The sequence below is a fragment of the Gordonia sp. PS3 genome, assembly GCF_041950545.1.
GTDB lineage: Bacteria > Actinomycetota > Actinomycetes > Mycobacteriales > Mycobacteriaceae > Gordonia > Gordonia sihwensis.
The window spans coordinates 1,105,010-1,130,412 of sequence record NZ_CP169524.1 but is presented as its reverse complement, the minus strand read 5'-3'; the positions used below and the strand labels follow the sequence as shown (position 1 = coordinate 1,130,412).

Genomic DNA, 25,403 nt, shown 5'->3' with positions numbered 1-25,403 from the left:
GGTGTAGTCGGCGACTGGATCTCGTTGTGCGACAACAGCTCACAACATGCAGCTGACGCAGCCATCCACTTCGGTCCCCTCGAGCGCCATCTGACGGAGCCTGATGTAGTACAGCGTCTTGATGCCCTTGCGCCACGCGTAGATCTGCGCCTTGTTGACGTCCCGCGTGGTCGCGGTGTCCTTGAAGAACAGCGTCAGGCTCAAACCCTGATCGACGTGCTGGGTCGCGGCCGCATACGTGTCGATGATCTTCTCGTAACCGATCTCGTACGCGTCCTGGTAGTACTCCAGATTGTCGTTCGTCAGGTACGGAGCCGGGTAGTAGACGCGGCCGATCTTGCCTTCCTTGCGGATCTCGATCTTCGACGCGACCGGGTGAATCGAGCTGGTCGAATGATTGATGTAGCTGATCGAACCGGTCGGCGGCACCGCCTGCAGATTCTGGTTGTAGATGCCGTACTGCTGCACCGACGCCTTGAGCTCACGCCAGTCGTCCTGGGTCGGAATGTGGATGCCCGACTCGAACAGCTGCGCGCTCTCGCCGTCACGGCCCGCGCGTGCGAACAGGTCGCGCACCTTCTGAGTCTTCGGTTCCCACACCTGGTCGATGTATTTGTCGAAGAACTCACCGGTCGCATACGTGCTCTTCTCGAAGCCGGCGAAAGCCGTCCCGCGCTCCTTGGCGATCTTGTTCGACGCGCGGATGGCGTGGAACAGGACCGTGTAGAAGTACATGTTCGTGAAGTCGATGCCCTCTTCGCTGCCGTAGAAGATCCGCTCACGAGCCAGGTAACCGTGCAGGTTCATCTGGCCGAGGCCGATGGCGTGACCCTCGTCGTTCGCCCGCTTGATCGACGGCACCGACTCGATCGACGTCTGATCGGCGACGGCGGTGAGTCCGCGGATCGCGGTCTCGATGCTCTGGCCGAAGTCCGGCGAGTCCATCGTCTTGGCGATGTTCATCGACCCGAGATTGCACGAGATGTCCTTGCCGACATGCGAGTACGTGAGGTCCTCGTTGAACTCCGACGGGGTCGAGACCTGCAGGATCTCCGAGCAGAGGTTGGAGTGCGTGACCTTGCCCTCGATCGGGTTCGACCTGTTCACCGTGTCCTCGAACATGATGTACGGGTAGCCGGACTCGAACTGCAGCTCAGCGAGCGTCTGGAAGAACTCCCGCGCCCTGATCTTCGACTTGCGGATCCGCCGGTCCTCGACCATGGCGTGGTACTCGTCGGTGACGTTCACGTCCGCGAACGGCTTGCCGTAGACGCGCTCCACGTCGTACGGGCTGAACAGGTACATGTCGTCGTTGTTCTTGGCGAGCTCGAAGGTGATGTCCGGGATCACCACGCCCAGCGACAGCGTCTTGATCCGGATCTTCTCATCGGCGTTCTCACGCTTGGTGTCCAAGAAGCGGTAGATGTCGGGGTGGTGCGCGTGCAGGTACACGGCACCGGCGCCCTGACGCGCGCCGAGCTGGTTGGCATAGCTGAACGAGTCCTCCAGCAGCTTCATGATCGGGATGACACCGGAGCTCTGGTTCTCGATGCGCTTGATCGGCGCGCCGTGCTCGCGGACGTTGCTGAGGAGCAGCGCCACGCCCCCGCCGCGCTTGCTCAACTGCAGCGCGGAGTTGATCGATCGGCCGATCGACTCCATGTTGTCCTCGATGCGCAGCAGGAAGCACGAGACCGGCTCGCCGCGCTGCTTCTTGCCCGAGTTCAGGAAGGTCGGCGTGGCCGGCTGGAACCGGCCGTCCATGATCTCGTCGACCAGATTGCGCGCGAGCGCGGTGTCGCCGTCGGCCAGCGTCAGCGCCACCATGCAGACGCGGTCCTCGAAACGCTCCAGGTAGCGCTTTCCGTCGAACGTCTTGAGCGTGTAGCTGGTGTAGTACTTGAACGCGCCCAGGAAGGTCGGGAACCGGAACTTCTTGGCGAAGGCGTGCCCGAACAGCAACTTCACGAACTCGCGGTCGTACTTCGCGAGGACCTCGGGCTCGTAGTAGTTCTCCTTGAGGAGATAGTCGAGCTTCTCGTCGAGATCGTGGAAGAACACCGTGTTCTGGTTGACGTGCTGCAAGAAGTACTGGCGGGCGGCCTCACGATCCTTGTCGAACTGGATCCGACCGTCCGCGTCGTACAGGTTGAGCATCGCGTTGAGCGCGTGGTAGTCGAGGTCGCCCGGCTCGTGGCCGGCCGGACCCGTGTGCACCCCCGACTTGCTCGCCGAGACGGTGGATTCGCTGACAGAAACTGCGGTGGGCGACACTGCTTCTCCCTGGTGAAACTGAAGTTTGCGTACTTGACGGAAACTGGTGGTCCGGAAACTGGTGAGCGCGGGCCGTCAGGCGGCCCGGCCGGTGAACGCGGAACTCGCGGCGAACTGAGCCAGGCCCGCGCGCACCCGTTCGACGTCGTCGGTGGTTCCCATCAACTCGAAGCGATAGAGGAACGGCACCTGGCACTTGTGCGAGACGATGTCGCCCGCCAGGGCGAACTCCTCGCCGAAGTTGGTGTTGCCCCCGGCGATGACGCCGCGGATCAATGACCGATTCTGTTCGATGTTCAGGAACTTGATGACCTGCTTGGGCACGTAGCCTCCGCCCGCATGAGCGGTGACGCTGCCCGCATCGCTGATCTTCCCGCCCCCGTATGTGGGCGTGATCAAGATGTAGGGCTCGTCCACCCGGAACGACGACGTGCGGTCGATGAGGGGGATCCGGACCGCGCGGAGCCCCAGCTTCTGAACGAAGCGGTGGGTGTACTCCGACACCGACGAGAAGTAGACGATGAGCGGATTTCGGGTTTCAGTGTCGGCGGCCATGTGGCTCGCCTCCGTCAGGCCGCGTTGGTGGCGAGCGACTTGATGCGGTCGGGACGGAAACCCGACCAGTGCTCGTCGCCGACCACGACGACCGGCGCCTGAAGGTAGCCGAGCGCCATCACGTAATCGCGAGCCTCGTCGTCCTGGCTGATGTCCACGACGTCGTACTCCAGGCCCATCTTGTCGAGAGCCTTGTAGGTCGCGTTGCACTGGACGCAGGCGGGCTTGGTGTAGACGGTGATGGCCATCGATGAACTCCCTTGAGATGAATGATCTGCTGCGAGTGACTTGCTTGACTTCTCTGACCGGATCTCCTGCTTTCGCAGTGAACGACACCGCCGTAATTCGGTCGATTGCCGTCCGCCCCCCGGACACCCCAAACACTACACCTAGTGTCTGATGTTTTCCTAGACCACAAGAACTTGTGAATAACATTCTTGAAACTCCCAGGTCGCGTGACAGTTGTCCACAGGCGGACCGGCGTGTCTCGGCGCGTCCGGCGTGTCTCGAATCCGCGTGCCCGAGACGGGCCGGCGGACGCCGATTCGGCGCCTTCGGCCGGGACCGTGCGGCCCCTTGCACACACAGTTCACCACCGGGGTCTGACACCGTCGGCAGCCCGGCCGCAGACGGCTCGACACAGACGGCGGGGCCGGCCGCGGACATCCGCGGCCGGCCCCGCCGGAGGAGCGTCGATCAGGCGGCGACGGCGACCTCGTCGGCCAGTACCCGGACCACCTCGCCCAATTGCTCGGCGGTCTCAGCGGTCGCCACGCCCTCGTCGCCCAGCGCGCCGGTGCCGATGCCGATCTCGACGGCCTCGACCACATTCGCTCCCGCGACGCCGATCGACTTGCGCGTGTCCTGACGGGACCAGGTGCCCGCGTACCGGCCGAGTGCGGCGCCGATGACGCCGGCCGGACGCCCGGCGAGCGCGCCGGCGCTGTAGGGACGCGACAGCCAGTCGATGGCGTTCTTCAGGACGGCCGACATCGTGCCGTTGTACTCGGGGGTGACGAAGAGGAAGGCGTCGGCCGACGCCACCTGATCGCGCAGCGAGGCCGCGGCGGCCGGGATCGCATCCGGGGTGTCGATGTCCTCATTGTAGAACGGCACCTCGCCCAGACCTTCGACGATCTTCAACGAGATCCCCTCGGGAGCATTGGCCGCGGCCAGTTCGGCGAGCGCACGGTTGTGCGAGCCGGAGCGGAGGCTGCCGACGAGAACTGCGATGGTGATGTTGCCTTCAGACATGGAGCGACACTCTTCCTGACGTACGTACGGATACCTCCAATGAAACGGACCACGGTCCGCCGTGATTCCCGGTGCCGTCCGTGACACCGGACACAGCATGGAAGTGCTGGTCGCGCGCGGATCGGCCTCCGGTGTCCGCAATCGCGACAACGCCGACATGCTTTACAGTCGACTCATGCTCCCCGACGGCCCCGGCCCCCTTGAACTGCACGTGGCGAACGCGCCCGCTGCGTCGCCGGAGCGGGCCGACGCCGCACGGAATCGTCGGCTGCTGCTGGCGGCCGCCAAATCGCTGATCGACAGTCAGGGCGCGTCCGCGGTGACGATGGAAGCGGTGGCCCGTGCCGCCGGCGTCGGCAAGGGCACGGTATTCCGCCGTTTCGGCAACCGGACGGGACTGATGCTCGCCCTCCTCGACCACTCGGAGTCGGACCTCCAGCAGGCCTTCCTCTCCGGACCGGAACCTCTCGGGCCCGGCGCTCCCCCGCTCGACCGGCTGATCGCCTACGGCCGCGCGCGACTCAAGATGACCGTCGACCACCTCGATATCCTGCTGGAGGCGGGTGCCGACCAGCCCGACCATCTATCGCATCCGGTCTGGGCGATGTCGACGCTCCACGTGCGGATGCTCCTGGCCGAACTGGGCATCGACGGCAGGCTGGAGGTCACCGCCCACGCCGTCCAGGCACCGCTCATGGCCTTGACCGTGCGCCATCTTCTCGACGTCGTCGGCATGACATGCGAGGAGATCGCCGACGACTGGGAGGCGATGGTGCGCCGCTTCGTCAACGGGAGCTGACGCCGTCGGAGGTGACCGCCGCGGCCTCCCGGCTCAGCTCCGGCCCCGACGGCAGCAGCGCGATCATCGGCCACGGCGCCCGCACCGGTTCCGGCAACCCGAGGATCTCGCCGATCCCCGCGCCCGCCAACCGGTAACGCACGCCCGCATCGCTCACATAGAACGGCGTCGACGCGCGCGGCGACCGCGGGTCCACGCCGGTCAACACCACGTGCTCACCCGTCCCCGGCCGCAGATAGACCCGGTCGAGCGCCGGTCCCCGACCGTCCGACGAAGCCAGAACCACCGGTCTGGCGCCGTCGGGCACCGGCAGTCGGCGCGCTCCGAGAAGCGCCGCCGTCGCGGCCCCCTCGGTGTCGTGGCTCCAGCGATGGCACAGCACCGACGGAGGGTCGCCGAACCGAGGCACCGCGTGCGGAAAATGCGCGACGGGCACCACTTCGCGGACAGTGAGCGCCGCCACCGCGGCCGGCGCCACTCGCCGTACTCCGTCCGCGGCCGACGGGTCGGTCAGTCGCATCATCTCGGCCGCAGGCTCGGACAGCGGCTGCACTCCGTCGGCGAGAACCAGCTGATAGCGCAGGGTTCCGTCGACGCCGGCGGTCGCGACCACCGAACCGACCGGCAGACCGAGAACGCCCGGTGACCCGCGATCCGGGACCTCCGGCACGCGCAGATCGGGCCGCGCGGTGAAGGTGTTCAACAGTCCCGCCCCCACCGTCCTGGGCTCGCGCCCCTCCAGTCCCAGCGCACGGACCAACTCCACCCGCGACCGGTCGACGCGGGCCCGGACCGGAACGGAGGTCCCGCTGCCGGTCGGGTCCCGGTACAGCAGCCATTCGACTCCCGCGTGCTGCACGAGATCGGCGTCGATCGTCTCGGCGGCGGACGCGAGGTCGCCGACCACGACTGCGCTGCCCTCGGCGTCCTCGCAGACGGTCCACGTCGACCGTCCGGCCACCGCCGGTCGATCGAGCGCACCCGGTGCGTCCGGAATGCCGACGGCCGCACCGCGCGGGAAGCGACTCAACGACCGCTCGCTCACCCGCCGCACCGGCAGCGGCCTGCCGAGGATCAGACGGGCCGACGCGACGTTCGGCACCGGATGCATCACGCCGTCGATCAGCACGTACATCCCACCGCCGTCGACGGCCACGATCTGGGCATCGCGCACGTCGGGTTGCGGTCGGACGAATCCGTAGATCGCCGCGCCGGCGAGCACCAGGACCGCCAGCACCGTCCCGGCGACGAGCGCCCGCGACTGCGCGCGCATCGGATCGTGCGTCATCCGTACGTCGCGGCGCACGAGCGCGTGTTCGGCCCGAGCCACCCCGAAGCGGTACCCGCTGATCTGCGCACGCGTCGTGATGTGACGTGACATCAATCCCCCCGATCGATTCCCCCGCAAGGAGGTTAGACGCGGGTTAGCCTCGTCCCACGGCGATTTCGCGAAGTCCGTGTTCGGGGGGAGCACTCAGTGCAAGCGAGGATGCTGGTGCGTCGCACCGCGCCATGGGAGGTCCGGGCACCGTTCGACGTGCCCGCCGACGACGGTTTCATCGGACTGCGGCGCTGCGGCGACAGTCTGATCGGGGTGCTTGCGATCGCCCCCGACGAACCGGCGCCGGTGGTGGTCGGAACACCCCGGGCCACACCGCCGCGTCTGTTGCCCGCAGTGCTCTCGGCGATGTCGGCCCACGACGCCGCGCCCTGGGCGATCGACGTCGTCAGTCACACCATGCGCAGCTGGGACGACGGCATCGCGGCCGGCGCGTATCGGACGCTGCTCGGCGGACTGCGGATTCCCACCCACCGCAGCGTGCACCTGGTGGTCCGAATCCGGCCCGCTGACTGTCCGCAGGCGGTCCTGATGCGCGGTGACGGGCCCGCCGGGATGCTGCGTACGGCGCTGTGGTGCCTGCGCCGACTGCGCGCTCGCCTCGCCGACTCCGGCATCCCCACCCGTCCGCTGACGGCTGCCGAGATCACCGACCTGACGATGCGGCTCACCGAGGGGGCTCCCGTCGAGCGCGCGACGTCCGATGTGCTCGGCGCACACGTCGACGGATTCCGGTTCGCCGCCCACCGATGGGCCGGGACCTCTCCGGAATCGCTGTCCGCGCTGCTGGCCGCTCCGGGTTCGAGCGAGGCGGTGTCGACGACCGTCACGCTGAGCCTCACGGCCGACCGGTCCGGTCCGCGGCTGACCGCGACGGTGCGCGACAACGGCGCACACGCCTCCGATCGCGACGGCTGTCACGATCTGGTCCCGGTCGACGCCTCCGACCGCGGCGCGCTCGCCGCGGGTCTGCCGATCGCTGCGCCACCGGAGGATCGTCGAGACGACCGTTCTCGTGGCAGCGGTTCTCGTGGCAGCGGGGCCGCGTCGGTGCCGCCGGCCGCCACCGAACAGATCTGCCGCTCGGTGGCCGTTCCCTGCGCCGGTGACGGTCAGCTCGTCGGCGCCGCGGCATCCGGCGCGCCCGTGGCGCTTCGCCTGGCCGGTCCCGGCGTCGCCGCGAGCACGATCTGCGGCGACCACCGGCTCGCACGACAAGTGGCGGCGCGACTGGCTGCGATCGGGATGTCGGTGGCCGTCCTGTCCGACACTCCCCAGCGCTGGCGGCGATTGGCGGATGCAGTCGGCGAGCGGTGGATCACCGTCAACGATCGCGGACCCACCGCTCCGCACGTGCTGTTCGACGACACCCGCGCCGGCGGGCACGAGGTTCCGCCCGGCGCGACCCTGCTGCGCAGGCACGACTGCATGGACGACGGTCGCGGCGGACGCGAGCCCACCCTGCGTCACGATCCCGGCAGCGGACTCCTCCTCGCATCCGGACTCGGCTGCACCGTCCCGGTGCGCCCGGTCTCCACCGCCGCCGAACGAAGCCTCACCGAACTCGACTGACTCCGTTGCGGTCGAGCCGCGGACGGTCAGTGCTGCAGGGCCGGAACCATCGCACGGAAGAAGACGGCACCGGACGAGATCGCGCGCACCACCACGTCCGGATCGGCCGCCGACAGCCAGACCGCATCGCCCGGACCGGCTTTCAGCAGTTCGCCGCCGCTCCCCTCCACGGCCACCCGGCCGGAGATCACCGCCAGGATCTGCGGACCCGCCATCTCGAAGCTGATCGACTGCGCGGCGTGTAGCCCGGTGCCGTCCAATTCCACCCGCGACAGCCGGAACTCGGGCGCCGGGGTCAGATAGACGCGCTCGGTCCCGAGGCTCCGCACCTGAGGCATCAGGGCGTCGATCGACACCGGATGGAAGTCGAGGACGCGCAGCAGTTCCGGGACGTCGATGTGCTTGGGAGTGAGCCCGCCGCGCAGCACGTTGTCGGAGTTCGCCATCAGCTCCACCGCCATCCCGTGCAGGTAGGCGTGGAGATTGCCCGCGGACAGATAGATTCCCTCACCGGGCTGCAACCGGATCCGGTTCAACAGCAGCGACGCGAGCACGCCCGGATCGCCGGGGTACGCCTCTCCGAGCTCGAGCAGGGACCGCAGTTCGAGGGTGAAGCGGTCGTCGTCCCCGCCCAGGACGCGCACCGCGCCGTTGAGCACCTCGGGGACCAGCGCACCGATGACCGCCTCGGGCAGGGTCAGCCACGTGGTGAAGACCGCTCGCAGACCGGTCTCGTCCGGCTGCTCCACCAGCATGCCCAGATAGGGATCCAGGGCGGGTACGGCGAGAGCCTTGAGGATCTCCACCGTGACGTGCGGATCGCGGAACCCCGCGAGCGCGTCGAACTCCGTCAGCGCCACCACCAGTTCGGGTTTGTGCGACGGATCGCGGTAGTTGCGGTCGGGCGCGTCCAGCGCCAGGCCCGCGGCGTTCTCGCGTTCGAAGCCGGCGACTGCCTGCTCGAGACTCGGGTGCGCCTGCAGCGACAGCGGCTCCTGGGCCGCGAGGATCTTCAGCAGGTACGGCAGGCGGGAACCGAACTGGTCGGCGGCCTCGGCGCCGAGCTCGCGCACCGGATCGGCCTCGATCACGCCGAGCAGGTCCTGCGGACCCTCCACCTCGCCGCAGATCCGCGCGGGCGAAGCCGGATGCGCACCGAACCAGAGTTCGGCCTCGGGGTGCGGCGAAGGACTCGGTGTGCCGCGCAACTCGGCGAGTGCGGTACGCGATCCCCACGCATACGGCCGCACCACTCCAGCCAGCAGCTTCATCAGGCCGCTTCTCCCATCAATCGAACGAACACCGCCGCGAGTTCCACGCGCAGCGCCAGCACCAGGTACTCCCCCAGATCCGCGGGCGCGTCGGCGAACAGATCGCTCGTCGCGGCCACCGATCCCTGATCCGGTTCCCCGGCGCCCGAGTCGGACCCCGCAGGATGCTCCGCCAGCACGTCGATCTCGGCGCGCCCGGCATTGCGCTGCTGCGCGTACCAGCGCCGCGAAGCAGTGGTGAACAGTATCCCGCGGATCGCGGCCGACCGCGGCGGGTCGATCTCCGGGTCGTAGAAGATGTCGTCGACCGGTGCCGGACGGTTCGAGCCGTCGAGCAGCCCGGTTGCCAGCACGGTCTCCGACGCGGCGCTCGACACCGTGCCCGCGACGCTGAAGGCGACCGCCGACGCATGAGCGGCGACGGCGTTCGCCCCGGGCGTGTCACCGGCCCACACCACCGACCGGTCCGCGACACGCATGGCCAGGAGCTTGGCCTGATTGTGAAAGCTCTCCTGGCCCGGATGGTCAGCTGCGGCCTCCCCGTCCAACCGGTCGGCGAGATCGGCGAGATCGGGGGGAGCAGGCGCGAACCGGACGGCGGACAAGGCGACGCACACCGCGGTCAGCGCCGCGACGAAATGGCAGAAGCCGAAGCGCGGATCGACGACGAGCCGAGGCGACAGGTCGACGATCGGCTGGGCACCGATCGCCTCGCGGAGCGGCCCTTCCACCGGTACGACGGTGACGAGTTCGGCGCGTCGGCGCAGCGCACGCACCGCGGCGTCGGCGAGTGCGGGATCGCCCGCGTCGTGCCCGGCGATCACGACCACGTCGAGCGGACCGATCCAGCCGGGCAGAGTCGGCACGCTGACCAGGGGCACGTCGAAACGGGCCGCGACGGTCGCCACCACCAGATCGGTGGCGCGCCGAGCGGTGGCCGACGCTCCCGTGACCACGACGACAGCGCGCGGTCGCAGGTCGGCGAGCCGTGCCAGCGCGCCCTCCGACTGCGCCTGGGACACCGCTCGCACCTGCGCACCCGCCATGGCGGCGGCCCGCAGCAGACCATCGCGGTCGGCGGCGAGCAGACCGTCGACGTCGTCGAGGTCAGTAGTCAACGCAGACATGAATCACAGCCTAGTATTCGCCCGGCCGGAAAGCGGTCGCGAGCGTGATCGTGGTCGCGCGAAGCTCAGTCGACCGGGTCGGGCAGTACCCGCAGATGACCGCGACGGCCCGGCCGCGGCGTCGCCGCGGGGGTGGCTGCCGACCGCTGCTGTGCGCGGTGCCTGCCGCGGGGTGTGTCGTCGAACTCGGCATGGGCGAGAAAACCCACGCGGGGCGAGGTGGCGGTGGCCTCACGTACCGCCTCGGCCAGTGCCGTGAGCTCCTGGTCCTCGGCGGGCTGCGCGAACCCGCGCTCGCTCCGCATCATCTCCCACCCGACCGGCACGGTGATCCGATCGGCGTGCTGGGAGCACAGGTCCCACGAGTGGGGTTCGTCGGACGCCGACAGCGGGCCGATGACGGCGGTCGACTCGGCGTAGACGAACGTCAGGGTCGCCACGGCGATACGCGAACAGCCGGGCCTGCAGCACTGACGAGGGACACTCACGCCGCTCAGCCTATCGCCTCGACGCCGGACGCGGACAATCGACACGCACATCCGATGCGGACCCGGTCCACGTGCCCAGGAGCGACGCGCCGGCCGTGCGGAGCCGGGACACTAAGGTGTGCGGTATGGGCTATCGACTCGTTCCGCTGCGGTCCGGACGCGACCTGCTCGCGCCTCCTCCCCGCCGTTTGCGCGACCGCCGCGGCCGCGGTCTGCGCGGCCCGCTCATGCCGAGTTCGATGCCGGGACACCGCACGCGCGCCGACCTGTTCGACGCCGCGGCGGTGGAGGCCTTCGCCGAGATCGACAGCCGGTGGCATACCCACCTGACCGGGCTGGACGTCGCTGTGGACGACATCCCGCGGATGCTCCCGCGCGGAGACGGCCCCGTGGAATGGCCGGACGAGGTGACCGCCGACGGCCAGGTGCCGCTGGCCCGGCTGATCCCGGCCGGCATCGACGTGGCCGGCCGTCCCACCCGGGCGCAGATCATCCTGTTCCGGCGCCCGCTCGAACTCCGTGCGCATGACGCCGAGGAACTGCCCGAGATCCTGCGCGAGGTGCTCATCGAGCAGGTCGCGACCTATCTGGGAGTGGACGAGGAGACCGTCGAGGACGGCCCCGACGAGGGCTGACGCCAGCGAGCACGCCGCCGGAGACGCCCCGACCCCTCGTCGCGATCGGCGGGAGGATCCGATACGAGAGGGGTCGGCCAGGGGCGTACGACGTCAGACGATCACGACGTCAGATGATTCCACGCTTCAGACGGCGTCGCTCGCGCTCGGAGAGACCGCCCCAGATTCCGAAACGCTCATCGTTGTGCAGCGCGTACTCCAGGCACTCCGCCTTGACCTCACAGCCCTGGCAGATGCGCTTGGCCTCGCGCGTCGAACCGCCCTTCTCCGGGAAGAACGCCTCAGGGTCGGTCTGTGCGCAGAGCGCACGGTCCTGCCACTGCTCCTCGACGGCGTCGAACAGTTCCTCGAATTCGTTCGCTACCACCGACAGATGGCGGTTCGCGTGGACTTCACTGATCTCAATCGCGCTGATCTCACTGATCGGGTCAGCACCATCGCCCGTATCCAAAGTCATCCGGCACCTCCCAGCTCGCAGACTTGATTCCACCCCGCGACCGGATCGGCGATCCGGTCGATGTGCCTGAAGAATGTCCCCCGACGATTCAAATGACACTGTTGTGATTAGACACGCTGAGTACCGCCGCGGTCAAGCGGAAGGCGAAGATTCATTTCTATCACCGAGGTCGGACAAAACCGCGCCTACCAGGTGAATGACATAGTCCTACGGCGTGTCGCGCCGTCAGGGTGTCGCCGCCGCGCGGAACCGCGCGTGCGGTCATTACAGTGGACGTCTGTGAAGGTGACGGTACTCGTAGGCGGCGTCGGCGGCGCCCGTTTTCTCCAGGGCGCACGCGAACTGTTCGGACGCACCCCGTTCCCCCGGCTCCCCGATGATCCGGCGACGCCGCACACGGTGACGGCCGTGGTGAACGTGGGCGACGACGCCTGGATGCACGGCGTCCGGATCTGCCCGGACCTCGACACGTGCATGTACACCCTCGGCGGGGGCATCGACCCCGAGCGCGGCTGGGGGCACAGGAACGAGACGTGGAACGCCAAAGAGGAACTGGCCGCCTACGGCGCCGACCCCGACTGGTTCGGTCTGGGCGACCGTGATCTGGCGACCCACCTGATCCGGACCCAGATGCTCGAAGCCGGATTCCCTCTCTCCGACGTCACCGCCGCCCTGTGCCGTCGGTGGCAGCCCGGCGTGGAACTGCTCCCCGCCACCGACCAACGCCACGAGACGCACGTCGTGATCGACAAGCCCGGCGGACAGGACGGCGAGCGGGTCGCGATCCACTTCCAGGAGTGGTGGGTGCGCCACCGCGCCCAGGTTCCCACGCACGGATTCGCCCAGGTGGGTCTCGACGAGGTGAAGCCCGGGCCGGGTGTGCTGGAGGCGATCGCCGAGGCCGACGTCATCCTGCTGGCGCCGAGCAACCCGGTGGTCAGCATCGGCGCCATCACCTCGGTCACCGGCATCCGCGGCGCATTGCGCACCACGTCGGCCCCGGTGGTCGGCATCAGCCCGGTGATCGACGACAAGCCGCTGCGCGGGATGGCCGACCGCTGTCTGTCGGTGATCGGCGTGGAGACCTCGGCCCAAGGCATCGCCGAGCACTTCGGCGCCCGCGCGGGCAACGGCATCCTGGACGGCTGGCTCATCGCCGAGAGCGACGAGGCGCACGTCGACGGCATCGCGGTCGGGTCGGCGCCGTTGCTGATGACCGATCCGGCGGCCACCGCCGAGATGATCCGCGCCGCGTGCGCCCTCGTCGGAGTGCAGACGCCGTGACCGGCGCGGAGCCTTCGCGCACGCCCGACCACCGCGCGGTCGCCGGGCTGCAGATCCTTCCCGTCACCGGTCTGGGCGAGTTCGGGCCCGGAAGCGATCTCGCAGCTGAGATCATCGCCGCCGCACCGTGGATCGTCGACGACGACGTGCTGGTCGTCACCAGCAAGGTGTTCTCCAAGACCGAGGGGCGGATGGTCGCCGCGCCCACCGACCCCGAGGAACGCGATGCCTTCCGCCGCAGGCTGATCGACGACGAGACGGTGCGCGTCGTGGCTCGACGCAACCGCACGCTCATCACCGCGAACCGCAACGGCCTCGTGCAGGCGGCCGCCGGCGTCGACGGGTCCAATGTCCGCACCGATCAGATCGCGCTGCTGCCCCTGGATCCGGACGCCAGTGCCGCCCGGCTGCGGGCGCGTCTGGCCGACGAATTCGGACTCCGGGTCGCCGTCATCGTCACCGACACGATGGGCCGTGCCTGGCGGACCGGTCAGACCGACGTCGCGATCGGCGCCTCGGGCATCGCCGTCAGCCACGGCTACGACGGGGTCGTCGACCCCTACGGCAACATCCTTCAGGTGACCGACATCGCCGTCGCCGACGAACTCGCGGCGGCCGCCGACCTGGTCAAGGGCAAACTCGACGGAGTGCCGGTGGCGGTGGTGCGCGGCATGACGCCGGTCGACGACGGCACCGGCGCGCGCGACCTGGTCCGGGATCTCGACGACGACATGTTCCGGCTCGGTGTCGAAGAGGCGGTCGCCCTCGGGCGCCGGCAGGCTCTGCTGACCCGCCGGTCGATCCGGCGGTTCGCCGAACGGGAAGTCGCCGAGGAGTCGATGCGGGCCGCGTTCGCCGAGGCGCTGACGGCGCCCGCCCCTCATCACACGCATCCGATCCGCTTCCTGTGGATCCGCGACGACGATCGCCGGCGTCGCCTGCTCGATGCGATGGCCGAAGCCTGGCGCGCCGATCTGACGGCGGACCGAAAGACGCCGGAATCGACGGCCAAGCGCATTCGGCGCGGCCAGATCCTGTACGACGCACCCGAACTCGTGATTCCCGTCGTCACCGGCGACGGTATGCACGAGTACCCGGACGCACGGCGCAATGCGTGCGAGAAGACCATGTTCACCGTCGCCGGCGGGGCCGCCGTGGCGGGACTGCTGGTGGCCCTGTCGGTCCGCGACATCGGCAGCTGTTGGGTGGGGTCGACGATCTTCGCCGCAGAGGTGGTGCGACGCGAGCTCGACCTGCCGTCGCACTGGCAGCCCCTCGGTGCCGTGGCCATCGGCCACCCCGCCGAGGAGGCCGGTCTGCGCGAGCCCGCCGACGTCGACTCGATGGTCGTCGAGCTGTGAGCGCGCTGCACGCGTCCGCGGTCGAGTCGCTGACCGCGTGGACCGCGCCCGATCCCCATCAGGACTCCATCCGGCACGCGTACCTCGCGTTTCTGGCCGCCACCGACGATGCCTGCCGAAGAGCTTGCGCCGCAGGACATCTCACCGCTTCGGTGATCGTCTTCGACGCCGATCTGACGCACGTCCTGCTGACCCTGCACCCGCGGGTCGGCAAATGGATTCAGCTCGGCGGACACTGCGAGCCGCAGGACGCGACGCTCGCCGAGGCGGCTCTGCGCGAAGGGCTCGAGGAGTCGGGACTGTTCTCGCTGACGTTGTCCGACCGGCCGGTGCAGTTGCACGCCCATCCGATCACGTGCTCGCTGGGCGTACCCACCAGACATCTCGACGTCCGGTTCGCCGCCGTCGCGGACCGTGAGGCGGACGGTTCGCTTCCGCCGATCGTGCGCAGTGACGAGTCGGTCGACCTCGCGTGGTGGCCGGTGGGCGACCTGCCCTCCGAGGTGGACGCCGAGTCGGTGCCCGGGCTGGTGGAACTCGGCGCCGCAGCGCTGGCGACCACCGCCTGATCGGGCCGCCGCGGCCTAGTCGACGACGGTGTTCTTGCCGACTGTGACCACGCCGCCGGGCGAGACGACGAATCGTTCCCGGTCGTGGTCGAGGTCGACGCCGAGCTGACCGTCGTCGACGATCCTGACGTTCTTGTCGAGAATGGCGTTGCGCACCACGGCGTTCTTGCCGATACGGACTCCCGGCATCAGGACGCTGCCCTGGACCACCGCGCCCTCGCCGACGTAGACGTTGGTCGACAGAACCGAGCCGTGGACGGTCGCGCCGGCGATCACGGTCCCGGCGCCGACCACCGAATCGTTGGCGGTGCCGCCGCGGACGAACTTGGCGGGCGGCAGGTGGCTCGTCTCCCCCCGGATCGGCCACCTCTTGTTGTAGAGGTTGAACACCGGGTTCTCCGAGACCAGGTCCATGTGCGCGTCGTAGAACGAGTCGAGGGTGCCGACGTCGCGCCAATAACCGCGGTCGCGCTCGGTCTGGCCGGGCACGACGTTGTCGTCGAAGTCGTAGACGTACGCCTCGCCCCGCGCCACGAAGGCGGGGATGATGTCGCCGCCCATGTCGTGATCGGAATCTCCGTCGGCGGCATCGGTTTTCAGCATCTCCACCAGCGCTTCGGCGGTGAATACGTAGTTGCCCATCGAGGCGAAGGTGACGTCCGGGTCGTCCGCCGTGCCCGGCGGATCGGCGGGCTTCTCCACGAACGCGGTGATCTTGCCGTCACCGTCGGCGTCGATGCAGCCGAGGGCGTGGGCCTCACTGCGCGGAACGCGGATGCCCGCGACCGTCACCGAGGCGCCGGTCTCGATGTGCGACTGGACCATCTGCGCCGGATCCATGCGGTAGACGTGGTCGGCGCCGAAGACGACGATGTAGTCGGGTTCCTCGTCGTAGATGAGGTTCATCGACTGGTAGATCGCGTCCGCGCTGCCGGTGTACCAGCGGGGTCCGAGCCGCTGCTGAGCTGGAACCGGTGTGATGAACTCTCCGTGGAATCCCGACGACCACCAGGTCTGCGAGATGTGCCGGTCGAGGGAATGCGACTTGTACTGCGTCAGCACGCAGATCCGTTCGTACCCGCCGTTGACCAGATTCGACAGCACGAAGTCGATCAGCCGGTAGGAGCCGCCGAACGGGACGGCGGGTTTGGCCCGGTCCACGGTCAGCGGATAGAGCCGCTTTCCCTCACCGCCGGCGAGGACGATTCCGAGAACATGCGGTTGTGATCTCACCGATCAAACATATCCGGCCGCCGCTCACCCGACCACCCGGCCTCGCAGATCGGCTGTTCGGCACAGACGCGCACGGGCCGGATCACCGGCGACGGGCCACGGTGACGGTCACGTCCAGGGTGGCGGTCACCGGACCGCCCGAGGCCAGTTCCGCGGCCGCGGCCGCGAGTTGTTCGGGTGTCCGGTGGAACGCCGCCGGGCCCATCGCCGCGATGTCGGTGAGGGCCGATTCGCTCAGGCGCACCTGCGACTGGACCCGCTGCTCGACGACCTCACCGAAGCGGTCGCCGAATTCCTCGGCCAGCCGGCGAGTCTTGTCCTGACCCACCGAGAGCATCTGCATGGGCCGCACGATCTCGGCCAGGTGGCCCGTGCCGGGTGTCACGACCACCCAACGACCACCGCTGCCGAGGACACGTGCGGTCTCGGATGCGTTGCGCGGTGCGAACACCGAGAGCACCGTGTCGGCGACGCCGTCGCGCAGCGGCAGCCCGGCCCACAGGTCGGCCACCACCGAGAGGGCGGCGGGATGACGCCGCGCGGCGCTTCGCGCGCAGAACTTCGAGAGATCGACGCCGATGCCGACGGCGTGGTCGCCGGCGGCGGTCAGCCCCGCTTCGAGGTACTGTCCCGGTCCGCCGCCGGCGTCGACGATCACTCGCGAGTGCGCGCAGCGCTCGGCCACGGCCGCGACGATCGGCGCGTACAGTCCCGCCTCGAAGACCCGGTTGCGCGCCGCGACCATGTCGGCGGTGTCGGAGCGGTGGGCACTACCCTTGCCGGTCAGAAGAGACACATAGCCCTGCCGGGCGATGTCGAAGGAATGCCCGGCGGCGCATCGCAACGATGCGCCCGCCGGGAACAGGCCGTCCGAACAGATCGGACAGGCCAGGAGTTCGGCCGCGGTCTCCCACCGCGGACCTCGGGCCTCGATCAGGCGGTGACCTCGCGCAGCGCCTCGCCCAGCGCCGAAGCCTCTTCGTCGTTCAGTTCGACGACGAGACGGCCGCCTCCGTCGATCGGGATCCGGACGACGATCCCACGCCCTTCCTTGACCGCCTCAAGCGGACCGTCCCCCATACGTGGCTTCATCGCCGCCATGTGTCGTGCTCCCTTCACGTGGATTTCACGATGTCACGCTCATGATACTTGGCGCACACCTGTGCACTCCGGGCAGTCCGGCGAGGCAGTGCGGTCACCGTCCGCGGCCCGGACCGTCCGGCGGATCGGCGACCGGTATCGGCCCGGTGTCGGTCGCCGCCGAATCCACCGCATCGCGGGCCTGCAGGTCGTGGACCACGGCTCGCAGCTCGTCGATCTCGCGGGCCAGCTTCTCCAGCGCCCAGTCGACCTCGGAGACCTTGTAACCGCGGAAGGTCTGCTGGAACAGCACGGCACGCACGTCGTCGCCGGTGATGCCCGCTCGGGGCAGGCGGGTGAGCGTCGTCCCCTTCTCCACCGGCGGCAGATCCTCGCCTCGGCCGAAGACGAACCACACCACGGCGAAGATCAGCGCGACCAGTACGGCCACGCCCATCACATAGAGCCCGATAGTCACCACGATGTTCAGGGTAGCGAGAGATCGAGGTCTCGGATCGGTGGCCGCTCCCCGCGTTGAAGCTGCGTCGTGTGCGGAGTGAACCCGCCGTCCGGCTCCGGGACGAACTGGGTGAGACCGACTCCGGAGTCGGCGACGCCGCAGCGGTCGAGGAGTGTGGCCACGATCTGTCGACTCATCACCGACAACTCGTGGAGCGGCCGGTTGCGGTGACTGCGTACCCCGAGGTTCACCTGGCCGATGCCCGCCAGCCCGTACCGGTCGTATGTGTCGATCAGCAACCCGATCTCCACGCCGTAGCCCGGGGCGAACGGAACCGAGGCCAGAAGCTCCCGGGTGCCGGCGTACTCGCCGCCGAGCGGCTGGCACACCTCCCCGAGCTCGGGTTTGAGCGCGGTCAGCAGCGGTCGGGCCAGCAGTTCGGTGACCCGGCCGCCGCCCCCCGGTTCCTGGGTGTCACCGGTGCGCAGCGGACGCCGGTAATAGCCCTTGACGAGGTGGATCTCCGGGTCGGCCAGAAGCGGCCCGATCATCTTGGGCACGAACATCGGGTCCGGATCGATCAGATCTGAGTCGACGAAGGCGATGATGTCGCCGGTGGTGACTGCGATCGAGCGCCAGAGCGCCTCGCCCTTGCCGGCTACCGGGGGCACGCCCGGGATCGCCTCCTCGCGGCTCACCACTCGCGCGCCCGCCGCACCGGCGAGTTCGGCCGTCCGATCGGTGCTGCCGGAGTCGAGCACTATCAGTTCATCCACCAGCGAGTCCAGCAGGGGCGCGATGGAGGCGATGACTCCGCCGACCGTCTCCTCCTCGTTCAGCGCCGGCAGCACCACCGAGACCGTCCGGCCGTTCTTCGCGGCCACCAACTCGTCGACGTCCCACTCCGGATGGTCCCAGGTGTGCGTGTGCGACCAGCGCGCCTCGCCCTCGCCGCGGTCGACCCACGGCGCGCTCTCATGTCCCGGGTTCACGCCAGTCCTCGCACCGTCCGGGCCGGTGGCCGAGTACCGACGATCGAGGCCACCATGTCGACCACACGGCGAGTGTCGGCCACTTCGTGGACTCGGAACATCCGCGCGCCCTGGGCCGCCGCGAGTGCGGTGGCGGCCAGGGTTCCCGCCACTCGATCGCCGAGTTCGGCGTCGAGCGTCTCGCCGATGAAGTCCTTGTTGCTCAACGCCATCAGCACCGGCCATCCGGTGTCGATGAGTCGGTCCAGGTTCCGCAGCAGCGCGAGACCGTGGTGAGTGTTCTTGCCGAAATCGTGCGTGGGGTCGATCACGATGCCGTCTTCTCGCACCCCGGCCCGCCGGGCGCGCTCGGCCGCCGAGGTGACCTCGGCGACGACGTCGGCCACCACGTCCCGGTAGGCCACTCGGTGCGGTCGGGTGCGCACGCGCGCACCGCCGGTGTGCGAACACACCAGTCCCGCACCGGCCCGGGCGGCCACCGCGGCCAGCGCCGGATCGACGCCCGCCCACGTGTCGTTGATCAGGTCGGCACCGGCCTCACAGGCCCGTTCGGCCACCTCGGCACGCCAGGTGTCGACGCTGATGAGGATGTCGGGATGGGTGCGGCGGATCCACGCGATCATCGGCACCACGCGCTCGGCCTCGGTGGCCGCGTCGACCTCTTCGCCGGGACCGGCCTTCACTCCCCCGACGTCGATCACGTCCGCGCCCTGCGCGACGACCTCGTCGATCCGCGCTTTGGCGGCATCGTCGGCGAAGGTCGCGCCCCTGTCGTAGAACGAGTCGGGAGTGCGGTTGACGATCGCCATCACGAGCGCACGGTCGGTGGCGACGGGCCGGCCGCAGAGGGTCGCGGCCGGACGGGCAGTGCTCACGATGTCAGCCTACGGTGCGTCTCACGCGCCTCGCGCGCCGGACCCGACGCTCGCGCCTCAGCGCGGGACCTTCGCAGCCGCGACGTCGGCGGCGTAACTGTCGTAGTACGGAACATAGCCGTCGGCCTTGCCGCAGAGCACCCACACCTCGTCGTCACCGGTGTCGGTGTACGCCTCTTTCCGCAACTCCACCTTGCGGTTCTTGAAGGTGGAGGTGGTCTCGATCTCGGGGACGAAGCGGACGAACAACGGCACCGCGTACCCCGGCAGCGCCTCGTAGAGTTCGTCGGCGAAGGCTTTCGGATCCAATTCGGCACCGTCGCGCAATTGGACCGCCACCATCCCGGCGCGGCCGTCGCATCCAGGCACCTCCACGCCGTAGGCGACCGACTGCGCCACCGCGTCGACTCCGTCGGCGGCACCCTCCACCTCGGTGGTCGCGACGTTCTCGCCCTTCCACCGGAAGGTGTCGCCCAGGCGGTCGACGAACGCGATGTGCGCGAACCCCAGTTCACGCACCAGATCGCCGGAATTGAAGTAGGCATCGCCCTTCTTGAAGGCGTCGCGGATGATCTTCTTCTCGGTGTCGCCGGAATCGGTGTAGCCGTCGACGGGCACCCGGTCGCTGATCTCGGCGATCAACAGTCCCGGCTCCCCCTTCGGGACCTTGCGCAGGCGCCCGTCCGCGTCACGCTTGGCGGTGCCGTCGTCGTTGTATTCGACGACCCGGAACGGCAGCGGGCAGAATCCGGCGGTCCGCTTGACGTCGAAGGCGTTCACGAACGCGAGGTTGAGCTCGCTGGCTCCGTAGAACTCGACGACGCGGTCGATTCCGAAGCGCTCGGTGAACTCATCCCAGATCTCCGGCCGCAGGCCGTTGCCCACCATCACCCGCACCGAGTGCCGGCGGTCGGTGGGTTTGCTCGGCTGCGCGAGCAGGTAGCGGCACAGTTCGCCGATGTAGCAGAACGCCGTCGCCCGGTTCGTGACCACGTCGTCCCAGAACCGCGACGCCGAGAACTGCTTGCTGATCGCGATGCACGCGCCGGCGGCGAGCACCGCGCCGAGCGACACCGACAGCGCATTGTTGTGATAGAGCGGCAGCGAGACGTACATGGTGTCCGACGGGCGCAGGCGAACGGCCAGACCGCCGATGCCGTCGTAGTTCGCCAGCCAGCGGTTGTGACTCATCACGCTGGCCTTGGGCAACCCCGTGGTACCCGAGGTGAAGATGTAGAAGGCGGTGGTGGACGCCGGCAGGTCTCGGGTGACGGCCGGGTCGGTGTCCGGCTTGTCGGCGGCCGCCGCGTCGAGCGCCGCGAAGTCCAGAACGTGCTCGGGCAGCCGCTCGGGGCTGATCGAGGCGAAGGCATCAGCGCACTCGGGGTCGTAGATCAGAGCGGCGGCGTCGAGCAGCTTCATGCTGTGATCGATCACCTCGCCGTGCTGGTTGTAGTTGAGCATTCCGGCGACGGCGCCGAGTTTGAGCGCCGCGAGGATCACCATCAGGTCGGTCGGGCTGTTCTTCGCTAGGATCCCGACCACGTCGCCGGTTCGGACGCCTCGCTCGCTCAGCACGGCGGCGTACCGATTGACCTGGCGGTTCACTTCGCCGTAGGTCATCGACTCGCCCTGCCAGCGGATGAACGGCCGATCGGGGTGAGCCGCGGCGCGCTTGGCGAAGATCTGTCCGATGGTCCGCTTGGCGGTCGGCGGCCGGACCACCATGCCCGGCACGTGGGTGGCCATCGACGGCAGGTCGGGCACCATTCTCGCGACTCCCCGCACGATATCGGTGATACCGACCTTGTTCGGAACGCTCGTGCTCATCGACTGCCTCACTCCTCGCCCTTCAGGTGAACGCCGCAACCCTACCGGGTGGTCAGATACGCGATACTGTCACCCACGGTTGCACATACTTTCAGTTTGCCGAGTGCCTGGTCGGCGACGAAACCGCGAGCCGCCAGATCGTCGAGCCAGCCGATGAGCGGGTCGTAGAAGCCCTCGTGGTTCAGCAGCACGATCGGTTTGTCGTGCACGCCCAGATAGGCTCCCGTCCATGTCTCGAAGAGTTCCTCGAACGTGCCGATTCCGCCCGGCAGGGTGATGAATCCGTCCGAGAGCTCATCCATCAGGCGTTTGCGCTCGCGCATGGTGTCGGTGACGATCAACTCGTCGGCGTCGAGGTCGGCCACCTCCTTGGCCATCAGATGCTCCGGAATGATGCCGATGGTACGACCGCCGGCCTCGCGCGCGCCGCGTGCCAGCGCACCCATCATCGAGACGTTGCCGCCGCCGGAGACGAGGGTGTGCCCGGCGGCGGCGATGGCCTCACCGGTACGGGCGGCGAGAGCCAGATACGCGGAATCGACCGGGCCGGAGGCGCAGTACACGCAGATCGCGCTCATGACCGCGCCGCCCGCACGACGATCTCGACCGCCTCGGCCGCGGTATCGACCACATGCAGCAGATCCACGTCACCCGGCGAGATCTTGCCGCCCGCCTCGAGCGTTCCGCGGAGCCAGTCCACCAGTGGGCCCCAGAACTCCCGGCCTATCAGGACGATCGGGAACCGCAGCACCTTCTTGGTCTGGACCAGCGTGAGGGCTTCGAAGAGCTCGTCGAGCGTGCCGAATCCGCCGGGCAGACAGACGAAGGCCTGGGCGTACTTGACGAACATCGTCTTGCGGACGAAGAAGTAGCGGAAGTTCATCGTCAACGTCAGCCACGGATTCGTGTGCTGCTCGAAGGGCAGTTCGATGTTGAGACCGATCGACTGCGCACCCGCCTCGTACGCCCCGCGGTTGGTGGCCTCCATCGCGCCGGGACCGCCTCCGGTGATCACCGCGAAGCCCTCGTGCCCCAGCCGGCGGCCGAGCTCGCGCGCCAACTCGTATTCGGGTGTCCGCTCCTTGACGCGTGCCGAACCGAAGACGGTGACCGCCTCGGCCACGTTCTCGAGCGCGTCGAAGCCTGCGACGAACTCCGATTGGATGCGCTGCACCCGCCAGGAGTCGCGGATCATCCGCTGTTCGGCACGGCGGGGGTCGCGCGGATCGATCCACTCCAGCAGCAATCGGTCGGAGGGGACCACCTCGACGCCCTCTTCGACGCGCACCTGCGCGGCGCCGACGTTTCGGAGGCTCCCGTCGGCCGGGTCCGGAGTGTCGGACCTCCACGTCGGAACGGGCGCGTCGGCGCCCTGCGCATCGGGTGCGGGTCGGTCGGTCATGTCGCGACCCTAGCAACCACCTCCGACGGCCACCCGGTCAGGACGCGGCGCTCACGGAGTGTGCGCCGGTCGGCATTCGAAGACCGGAAACCGCGGAGCGGCGGCGGCGAGTTCCGCGTCGGAAGACTCGGCCGAGAGCCCGTCGACGAATCCCTTCACCTGCCATCCCCACCGCCGCAGGTATTCGCGAAGCAAGGGCGGCTTGAGTGCGTCGTCGACCTCGGACAGGAGCACCGCCTCCCGCCGACGCCCGCGCCGGAGTGTCGCCGCGCCGCCTGCGCGCACGTTCCGAACCCACTGCGTGACACCGCGTGGTGCGACCAGGTAGCGCTCACCCCCGACGTCGAGCACGTTGACCGGCCGGGCCGTCACCCGCCCCGATACTCGCCCGGGCACGAGCAGTTCGCAGCAGTCCCGCGGGGCCGCCCCGAGCCGCACCAGACCACCGATGGCCGCGTTGAAGGCCGAGCGCAGGCGGCCTCCCGACGCCGCCGGGTCAGTAGTTTCTCGCTGGGACATCGGAACCTCCGTCATCGAGTTCATTCGAGAACACTGTTCTCGGCCGTTCAGTCACGATAACCCTGTCCGGCCCTAGAATCAAGAACACTGTTCTCTAATCCGGGCGAGGTGGGCATGCGACGATGTCACGTCATGAGTGACGACGAAGAGCAGAACGGACGGCGCGCACGTCGCCGCGCGGCGATCGAGAGCGGCCTCCGCATCGTGGGCCGCCGCCATCTCGCCGAACACGGCGCGGCGGGCCTGTCGTTGCGCGCCGTCGCGCGGGACCTGGAGATCACCCCTTCGGCGCTCTATCGGTATGTCAGGGACCGCGACGACCTGCTGACCCTGCTCATCGTCGACGCCTACACCGACCTCGCCGACGAGATCGACGCCGCCCTCGTCGACAAGCGAAGCCCCCGAAGTCGGTTCGGAGCATTCGCCACAGCGCTGCGCGGATGGGCCCTGCGCAATCGGAGTGAGTACGCGCTCCTCTACGGCTCCCCGGTGCCGGGCTATCGGGCGCCGGCGCACCGGACCAATCCCGCCGGCGAACGACCTCTGCGGGCGCTCGCCGGCATCGTCGCCGGTCTCGGCTCGATCCCTGCGGTGGCGGGCACCGACGACCGCGTCCAGTCGGCGTCGGTGCGGGCTCTCCGCAGGCTCGCCGACGACCCCGCGGTTCCGCCGAACACCGATCCGGCGGTCCTCGCGCGGACGCTGACCGTGTGGAATCTGCTGCTCGGGTCCATCTCGAGCGAGCTGTTCGAGCAACTCGGGCCGGTCACCGACGACCCCGAGGCGCGGTTCGCGGGAGTGGTCGATCTGGGCGCGGCCCTACTGTTCGGGTGAGTCCGCGCCGGACGTCAGATACGTGCGCAGAATGTCGGTGACCTCGGTGATCTGCTCCACCGGGACGCGCTCGTCCACCCGGTGCGCCAGGCTCGGATCGCCGGGACCGAGATTCACGGCGGGGATGCCCAGCGCCGCGAACCGTGACACGTCGGTCCAGCCGTACTTGGCCCGGAACCGCCCGCACGCGGCGTCAACCAGCTTGGCGGCTGCCGGATGAGCCAGCCCCGGAAGCGCTCCCGCCGCGGAATCGGTGACCTCCGCGGTCAGCGTCCCGTCTGCGAGGTCGGCGGCGAAGACCTCTCGGACGTGGTCGAAGGCCTGCTCCGGTGTGCGGTCGGGCGCGAAGCGGAAGTTCACGTCGACGTACACCTCGTCGGGGATCACATTGCCCGCGACACCCCCGTGGATCCCGACCGCGGACAGTCCTTCCCGATACTCGCAGCCGTCGATGTCGACGCGCCGCGGCTCATACCCGCCGAGCGTGGTCAGCATCGCACCGAGTTTGTGAATCGCGTTGTCGCCCATCCACGCCCGCGCGGAGTGTGCGCGGATTCCGGTGGCGGTGAACCGCACCCGCAGGGTGCCCTGACAACCGGCTTCGATCTGCCCGGCGGTCGGCTCCCCGAGAATCGCGACGTCGCCCGTCAGCCACTCCGGCAGCTCGCGCTCGATGGCGCCGAGCCCGTTGAACTCCGCCGCGATCTCCTCGCAGTCGTAGAAGATGAGCGTCAGATCGTGTGCGGGGTCGTCGAGGGTCGCGGCCAGGTGGAGGAAGACCGCGTCGCCCGACTTCATGTCCACCGTGCCGCAGCCGTGCAGCACGTCGCCCTCCTCGTCGGTGACGGTCCGGCGCGAGGGGACGTTGTCGACGATCGGCACGGTGTCGAGATGACCGGCGAGGATCACCCGCGTGGGCTTGCCGCGATCGGTCCGCGCGAGGACGCAGTTGCCGTGGCGGATCACCTCGAAGCCGTCGGTCTGTGCGCGGAGGGCGGCCTCCACCGCGTCGGCGATCTCCGACTCGTCGCGGCTCACACTGGGGACGTCGACCAACGCGGCGGTCAGTTCGATGGGATCGGCGGTCAGGTCCAGCCTCGAAGTGCTCACGGTTGTCCATCGTAGGCCGGGCGCCGCCCGAGCACCGCAGACGCGACCTTCGGCGACAGAACCCCGGTCCGGGACGGGGGTTG

At 68.9% G+C, this 25,403-nt stretch carries 27 protein-coding genes; 7 read left to right on the top strand and 20 right to left on the bottom strand.

All coding sequences use genetic code 11. The features are described from left to right. Positions 1–39: 39 nt before the first annotated feature. From nrdE to ACE11G_RS05195, 4 genes are all read right to left on the bottom strand, one after another. Positions 40–2,274: a class 1b ribonucleoside-diphosphate reductase subunit alpha gene (gene nrdE, locus ACE11G_RS05210; protein ID WP_006895870.1), complete on the bottom strand. Its 2,235-nt coding sequence runs from the start codon at positions 2,272–2,274 to the stop codon at positions 40–42. Positions 2,275–2,349: 75 nt separating this feature from the next. Then, positions 2,350–2,829, bottom strand: coding sequence for a class Ib ribonucleoside-diphosphate reductase assembly flavoprotein NrdI (gene nrdI, locus ACE11G_RS05205; protein WP_045537024.1), 480 nt, complete (start codon positions 2,827–2,829; stop codon positions 2,350–2,352). Between the two features lie 14 nt (positions 2,830–2,843). Then, complete coding sequence (nrdH, locus tag ACE11G_RS05200) at positions 2,844–3,077, bottom strand: glutaredoxin-like protein NrdH (RefSeq protein ID WP_006895868.1); 234 nt, start codon at positions 3,075–3,077, stop codon at positions 2,844–2,846. A gap of 448 nt (positions 3,078–3,525) precedes the next feature. Next, complete coding sequence (locus ACE11G_RS05195) at positions 3,526–4,083, bottom strand: NAD(P)H-dependent oxidoreductase (RefSeq protein ID WP_006895867.1); 558 nt, start codon at positions 4,081–4,083, stop codon at positions 3,526–3,528. Positions 4,084–4,258: 175 nt separating this feature from the next. Between ACE11G_RS05195 and ACE11G_RS05190 the strand changes: the two genes are divergently transcribed. Then, complete coding sequence (locus tag ACE11G_RS05190) at positions 4,259–4,882, top strand: TetR/AcrR family transcriptional regulator (protein WP_051999628.1); 624 nt, start codon at positions 4,259–4,261, stop codon at positions 4,880–4,882. On the opposite strand, the gene eccB is transcribed toward ACE11G_RS05190, so the two are convergent. Then, positions 4,869–6,263 carry a type VII secretion protein EccB gene (gene eccB, locus ACE11G_RS05185; protein WP_006895865.1) on the bottom strand — a complete coding sequence of 465 codons (1,395 nt, stop codon included), beginning with the start codon at positions 6,261–6,263 and terminating at the stop codon, positions 4,869–4,871. The two genes, ACE11G_RS05190 and eccB, sit on opposite strands and share 14 nt — an antisense overlap. Before the next feature lie 114 nt (positions 6,264–6,377). Between eccB and ACE11G_RS05180 the strand changes: the two genes are divergently transcribed. After that, positions 6,378–7,793 carry a type VII secretion protein EccE gene (locus ACE11G_RS05180; protein WP_375003896.1) on the top strand — a complete coding sequence of 472 codons (1,416 nt, stop codon included), beginning with the start codon at positions 6,378–6,380 and terminating at the stop codon, positions 7,791–7,793. Positions 7,794–7,819: 26 nt separating this feature from the next. On the opposite strand, the gene manA is transcribed toward ACE11G_RS05180, so the two are convergent. The 3 genes from manA to ACE11G_RS05165 form a co-directional block, all read right to left on the bottom strand. Then, positions 7,820–9,064 (bottom strand): mannose-6-phosphate isomerase, class I, encoded by a 1,245-nt coding sequence (manA, locus tag ACE11G_RS05175; protein WP_375003895.1) that lies wholly within the window; start codon positions 9,062–9,064, stop codon positions 7,820–7,822. Further along, entirely contained in the window at positions 9,064–10,191 is a 1,128-nt protein-coding gene (locus tag ACE11G_RS05170) for a hypothetical protein (protein ID WP_006895862.1), read from the bottom strand. Before ACE11G_RS05170 ends, manA begins: the two co-directional genes overlap by 1 nt. Before the next feature lie 65 nt (positions 10,192–10,256). Further along, positions 10,257–10,679 (bottom strand): DUF3499 domain-containing protein, encoded by a 423-nt coding sequence (locus ACE11G_RS05165; protein ID WP_085950745.1) that lies wholly within the window; start codon positions 10,677–10,679, stop codon positions 10,257–10,259. A gap of 125 nt (positions 10,680–10,804) precedes the next feature. Between ACE11G_RS05165 and ACE11G_RS05160 the strand changes: the two genes are divergently transcribed. Further along, positions 10,805–11,314 carry a metallopeptidase family protein gene (locus tag ACE11G_RS05160; protein ID WP_375003894.1) on the top strand — a complete coding sequence of 170 codons (510 nt, stop codon included), beginning with the start codon at positions 10,805–10,807 and terminating at the stop codon, positions 11,312–11,314. A 109-nt stretch (positions 11,315–11,423) separates the two neighbouring features. Here the strand turns inward: ACE11G_RS05160 and ACE11G_RS05155 are convergent, their stop codons facing one another. Further along, the gene (locus tag ACE11G_RS05155) at positions 11,424–11,687 is read right to left on the bottom strand and encodes a WhiB family transcriptional regulator (protein ID WP_045538235.1); all 264 of its coding nucleotides are present in this window, start codon (positions 11,685–11,687) and stop codon (positions 11,424–11,426) included. Between the two features lie 363 nt (positions 11,688–12,050). Between ACE11G_RS05155 and cofD the strand changes: the two genes are divergently transcribed. Genes cofD through ACE11G_RS05140 form a run of 3 tightly spaced genes read left to right on the top strand, consistent with a single transcriptional unit; the run spans position 12,051 to position 14,985 of the window. Continuing rightward, on the top strand, positions 12,051–13,055 hold the full coding sequence (gene cofD / locus ACE11G_RS05150) for a 2-phospho-L-lactate transferase (protein WP_375003893.1): 1,005 nt from the start codon (positions 12,051–12,053) through the stop codon (positions 13,053–13,055). Beyond that, complete coding sequence (locus ACE11G_RS05145; RefSeq protein WP_375003892.1) at positions 13,052–14,416, top strand: coenzyme F420-0:L-glutamate ligase; 1,365 nt, start codon at positions 13,052–13,054, stop codon at positions 14,414–14,416. The genes cofD and ACE11G_RS05145 overlap by 4 nt, the downstream gene beginning before the upstream one ends. Continuing rightward, positions 14,413–14,985, top strand: a complete 573-nt coding sequence (locus ACE11G_RS05140) for an NUDIX hydrolase (protein WP_375003891.1) — start codon at positions 14,413–14,415, stop codon at positions 14,983–14,985. The genes ACE11G_RS05145 and ACE11G_RS05140 overlap by 4 nt, the downstream gene beginning before the upstream one ends. Before the next feature lie 15 nt (positions 14,986–15,000). Here ACE11G_RS05140 and glgC read toward each other — a convergent pair whose 3' ends face one another. The 10 genes from glgC to ACE11G_RS05090 all read right to left on the bottom strand — a co-directional run bounded on the left by glgC (position 15,001) and on the right by ACE11G_RS05090 (position 23,400). Continuing rightward, positions 15,001–16,218, bottom strand: coding sequence for a glucose-1-phosphate adenylyltransferase (glgC, locus tag ACE11G_RS05135; protein ID WP_006895855.1), 1,218 nt, complete (start codon positions 16,216–16,218; stop codon positions 15,001–15,003). 82 nt (positions 16,219–16,300) lie between these two features. After that, positions 16,301–17,098: a putative RNA methyltransferase gene (locus tag ACE11G_RS05130; protein WP_372452517.1), complete on the bottom strand. Its 798-nt coding sequence runs from the start codon at positions 17,096–17,098 to the stop codon at positions 16,301–16,303. A 53-nt stretch (positions 17,099–17,151) separates the two neighbouring features. Next, positions 17,152–17,319: a DUF3117 domain-containing protein gene (locus ACE11G_RS05125; protein ID WP_006895853.1), complete on the bottom strand. Its 168-nt coding sequence runs from the start codon at positions 17,317–17,319 to the stop codon at positions 17,152–17,154. 94 nt (positions 17,320–17,413) lie between these two features. After that, entirely contained in the window at positions 17,414–17,776 is a 363-nt protein-coding gene (locus ACE11G_RS05120; protein ID WP_375003890.1) for a DivIVA domain-containing protein, read from the bottom strand. Positions 17,777–17,784: 8 nt separating this feature from the next. After that, positions 17,785–18,750, bottom strand: coding sequence for a glucosyl-3-phosphoglycerate synthase (locus ACE11G_RS05115; protein ID WP_045538227.1), 966 nt, complete (start codon positions 18,748–18,750; stop codon positions 17,785–17,787). Next, on the bottom strand, positions 18,747–19,559 hold the full coding sequence (gene folP / locus ACE11G_RS05110) for a dihydropteroate synthase (RefSeq protein ID WP_260868831.1): 813 nt from the start codon (positions 19,557–19,559) through the stop codon (positions 18,747–18,749). The genes ACE11G_RS05115 and folP overlap by 4 nt, the downstream gene beginning before the upstream one ends. A 123-nt stretch (positions 19,560–19,682) precedes the next feature. Further along, entirely contained in the window at positions 19,683–21,455 is a 1,773-nt protein-coding gene (locus tag ACE11G_RS05105) for a long-chain-acyl-CoA synthetase (RefSeq protein WP_375003889.1), read from the bottom strand. A 41-nt stretch (positions 21,456–21,496) separates the two neighbouring features. After that, a complete protein-coding gene (locus tag ACE11G_RS05100; protein ID WP_006895848.1) occupies positions 21,497–22,033 on the bottom strand; it encodes a TIGR00730 family Rossman fold protein in 537 nt (178 codons plus the stop codon). Next, complete coding sequence (locus ACE11G_RS05095; protein WP_006895847.1) at positions 22,030–22,857, bottom strand: TIGR00730 family Rossman fold protein; 828 nt, start codon at positions 22,855–22,857, stop codon at positions 22,030–22,032. The genes ACE11G_RS05100 and ACE11G_RS05095 overlap by 4 nt, the downstream gene beginning before the upstream one ends. Positions 22,858–22,908: 51 nt before the next feature. Then, positions 22,909–23,400, bottom strand: coding sequence for a nitroreductase (locus ACE11G_RS05090; RefSeq protein ID WP_375003888.1), 492 nt, complete (start codon positions 23,398–23,400; stop codon positions 22,909–22,911). Between the two features lie 108 nt (positions 23,401–23,508). Here ACE11G_RS05090 and ACE11G_RS05085 point away from each other — a divergent pair, with 108 nt between their 5' ends. After that, positions 23,509–24,210, top strand: coding sequence for a TetR/AcrR family transcriptional regulator (locus ACE11G_RS05085; protein ID WP_375003887.1), 702 nt, complete (start codon positions 23,509–23,511; stop codon positions 24,208–24,210). Here ACE11G_RS05085 and dapE read toward each other — a convergent pair. Further along, positions 24,196–25,320 (bottom strand): succinyl-diaminopimelate desuccinylase, encoded by a 1,125-nt coding sequence (dapE, locus tag ACE11G_RS05080; RefSeq protein WP_375003886.1) that lies wholly within the window; start codon positions 25,318–25,320, stop codon positions 24,196–24,198. The genes ACE11G_RS05085 and dapE overlap by 15 nt on opposite strands. Positions 25,321–25,403: the final 83 nt, after the last annotated feature.

Bases quoted from the DNA above. Each gene is read 5' to 3' on its own strand.
- nrdI (WP_045537024.1), bottom strand. From the start codon at position 2,829: ATGGCCGCCGACACTGAAACCCGAAATCCGCTCATCGTCTACTTCTCG.
- nrdH (WP_006895868.1), bottom strand. From the start codon at position 3,077: ATGGCCATCACCGTCTACACCAAGCCCGCCTGCGTCCAGTGCAACGCG.
- ACE11G_RS05195 (WP_006895867.1), bottom strand. From the start codon at position 4,083: ATGTCTGAAGGCAACATCACCATCGCAGTTCTCGTCGGCAGCCTCCGC.
- ACE11G_RS05190 (WP_051999628.1), top strand. From the start codon at position 4,259: ATGCTCCCCGACGGCCCCGGCCCCCTTGAACTGCACGTGGCGAACGCG.
- eccB (WP_006895865.1), bottom strand. From the start codon at position 6,263: ATGTCACGTCACATCACGACGCGTGCGCAGATCAGCGGGTACCGCTTC.
- manA (WP_375003895.1), bottom strand. From the start codon at position 9,064: ATGAAGCTGCTGGCTGGAGTGGTGCGGCCGTATGCGTGGGGATCGCGT.
- ACE11G_RS05170 (WP_006895862.1), bottom strand. From the start codon at position 10,191: ATGTCTGCGTTGACTACTGACCTCGACGACGTCGACGGTCTGCTCGCC.
- ACE11G_RS05160 (WP_375003894.1), top strand. From the start codon at position 10,805: ATGGGCTATCGACTCGTTCCGCTGCGGTCCGGACGCGACCTGCTCGCG.
- ACE11G_RS05125 (WP_006895853.1), bottom strand. From the start codon at position 17,319: ATGGCGGCGATGAAGCCACGTATGGGGGACGGTCCGCTTGAGGCGGTC.
- folP (WP_260868831.1), bottom strand. From the start codon at position 19,559: ATGGCGATCGTCAACCGCACTCCCGACTCGTTCTACGACAGGGGCGCG.
- ACE11G_RS05105 (WP_375003889.1), bottom strand. From the start codon at position 21,455: ATGAGCACGAGCGTTCCGAACAAGGTCGGTATCACCGATATCGTGCGG.
- ACE11G_RS05100 (WP_006895848.1), bottom strand. From the start codon at position 22,033: ATGAGCGCGATCTGCGTGTACTGCGCCTCCGGCCCGGTCGATTCCGCG.
- ACE11G_RS05095 (WP_006895847.1), bottom strand. From the start codon at position 22,857: ATGACCGACCGACCCGCACCCGATGCGCAGGGCGCCGACGCGCCCGTT.
- ACE11G_RS05090 (WP_375003888.1), bottom strand. From the start codon at position 23,400: ATGAACTCGATGACGGAGGTTCCGATGTCCCAGCGAGAAACTACTGAC.
- ACE11G_RS05085 (WP_375003887.1), top strand. From the start codon at position 23,509: ATGAGTGACGACGAAGAGCAGAACGGACGGCGCGCACGTCGCCGCGCG.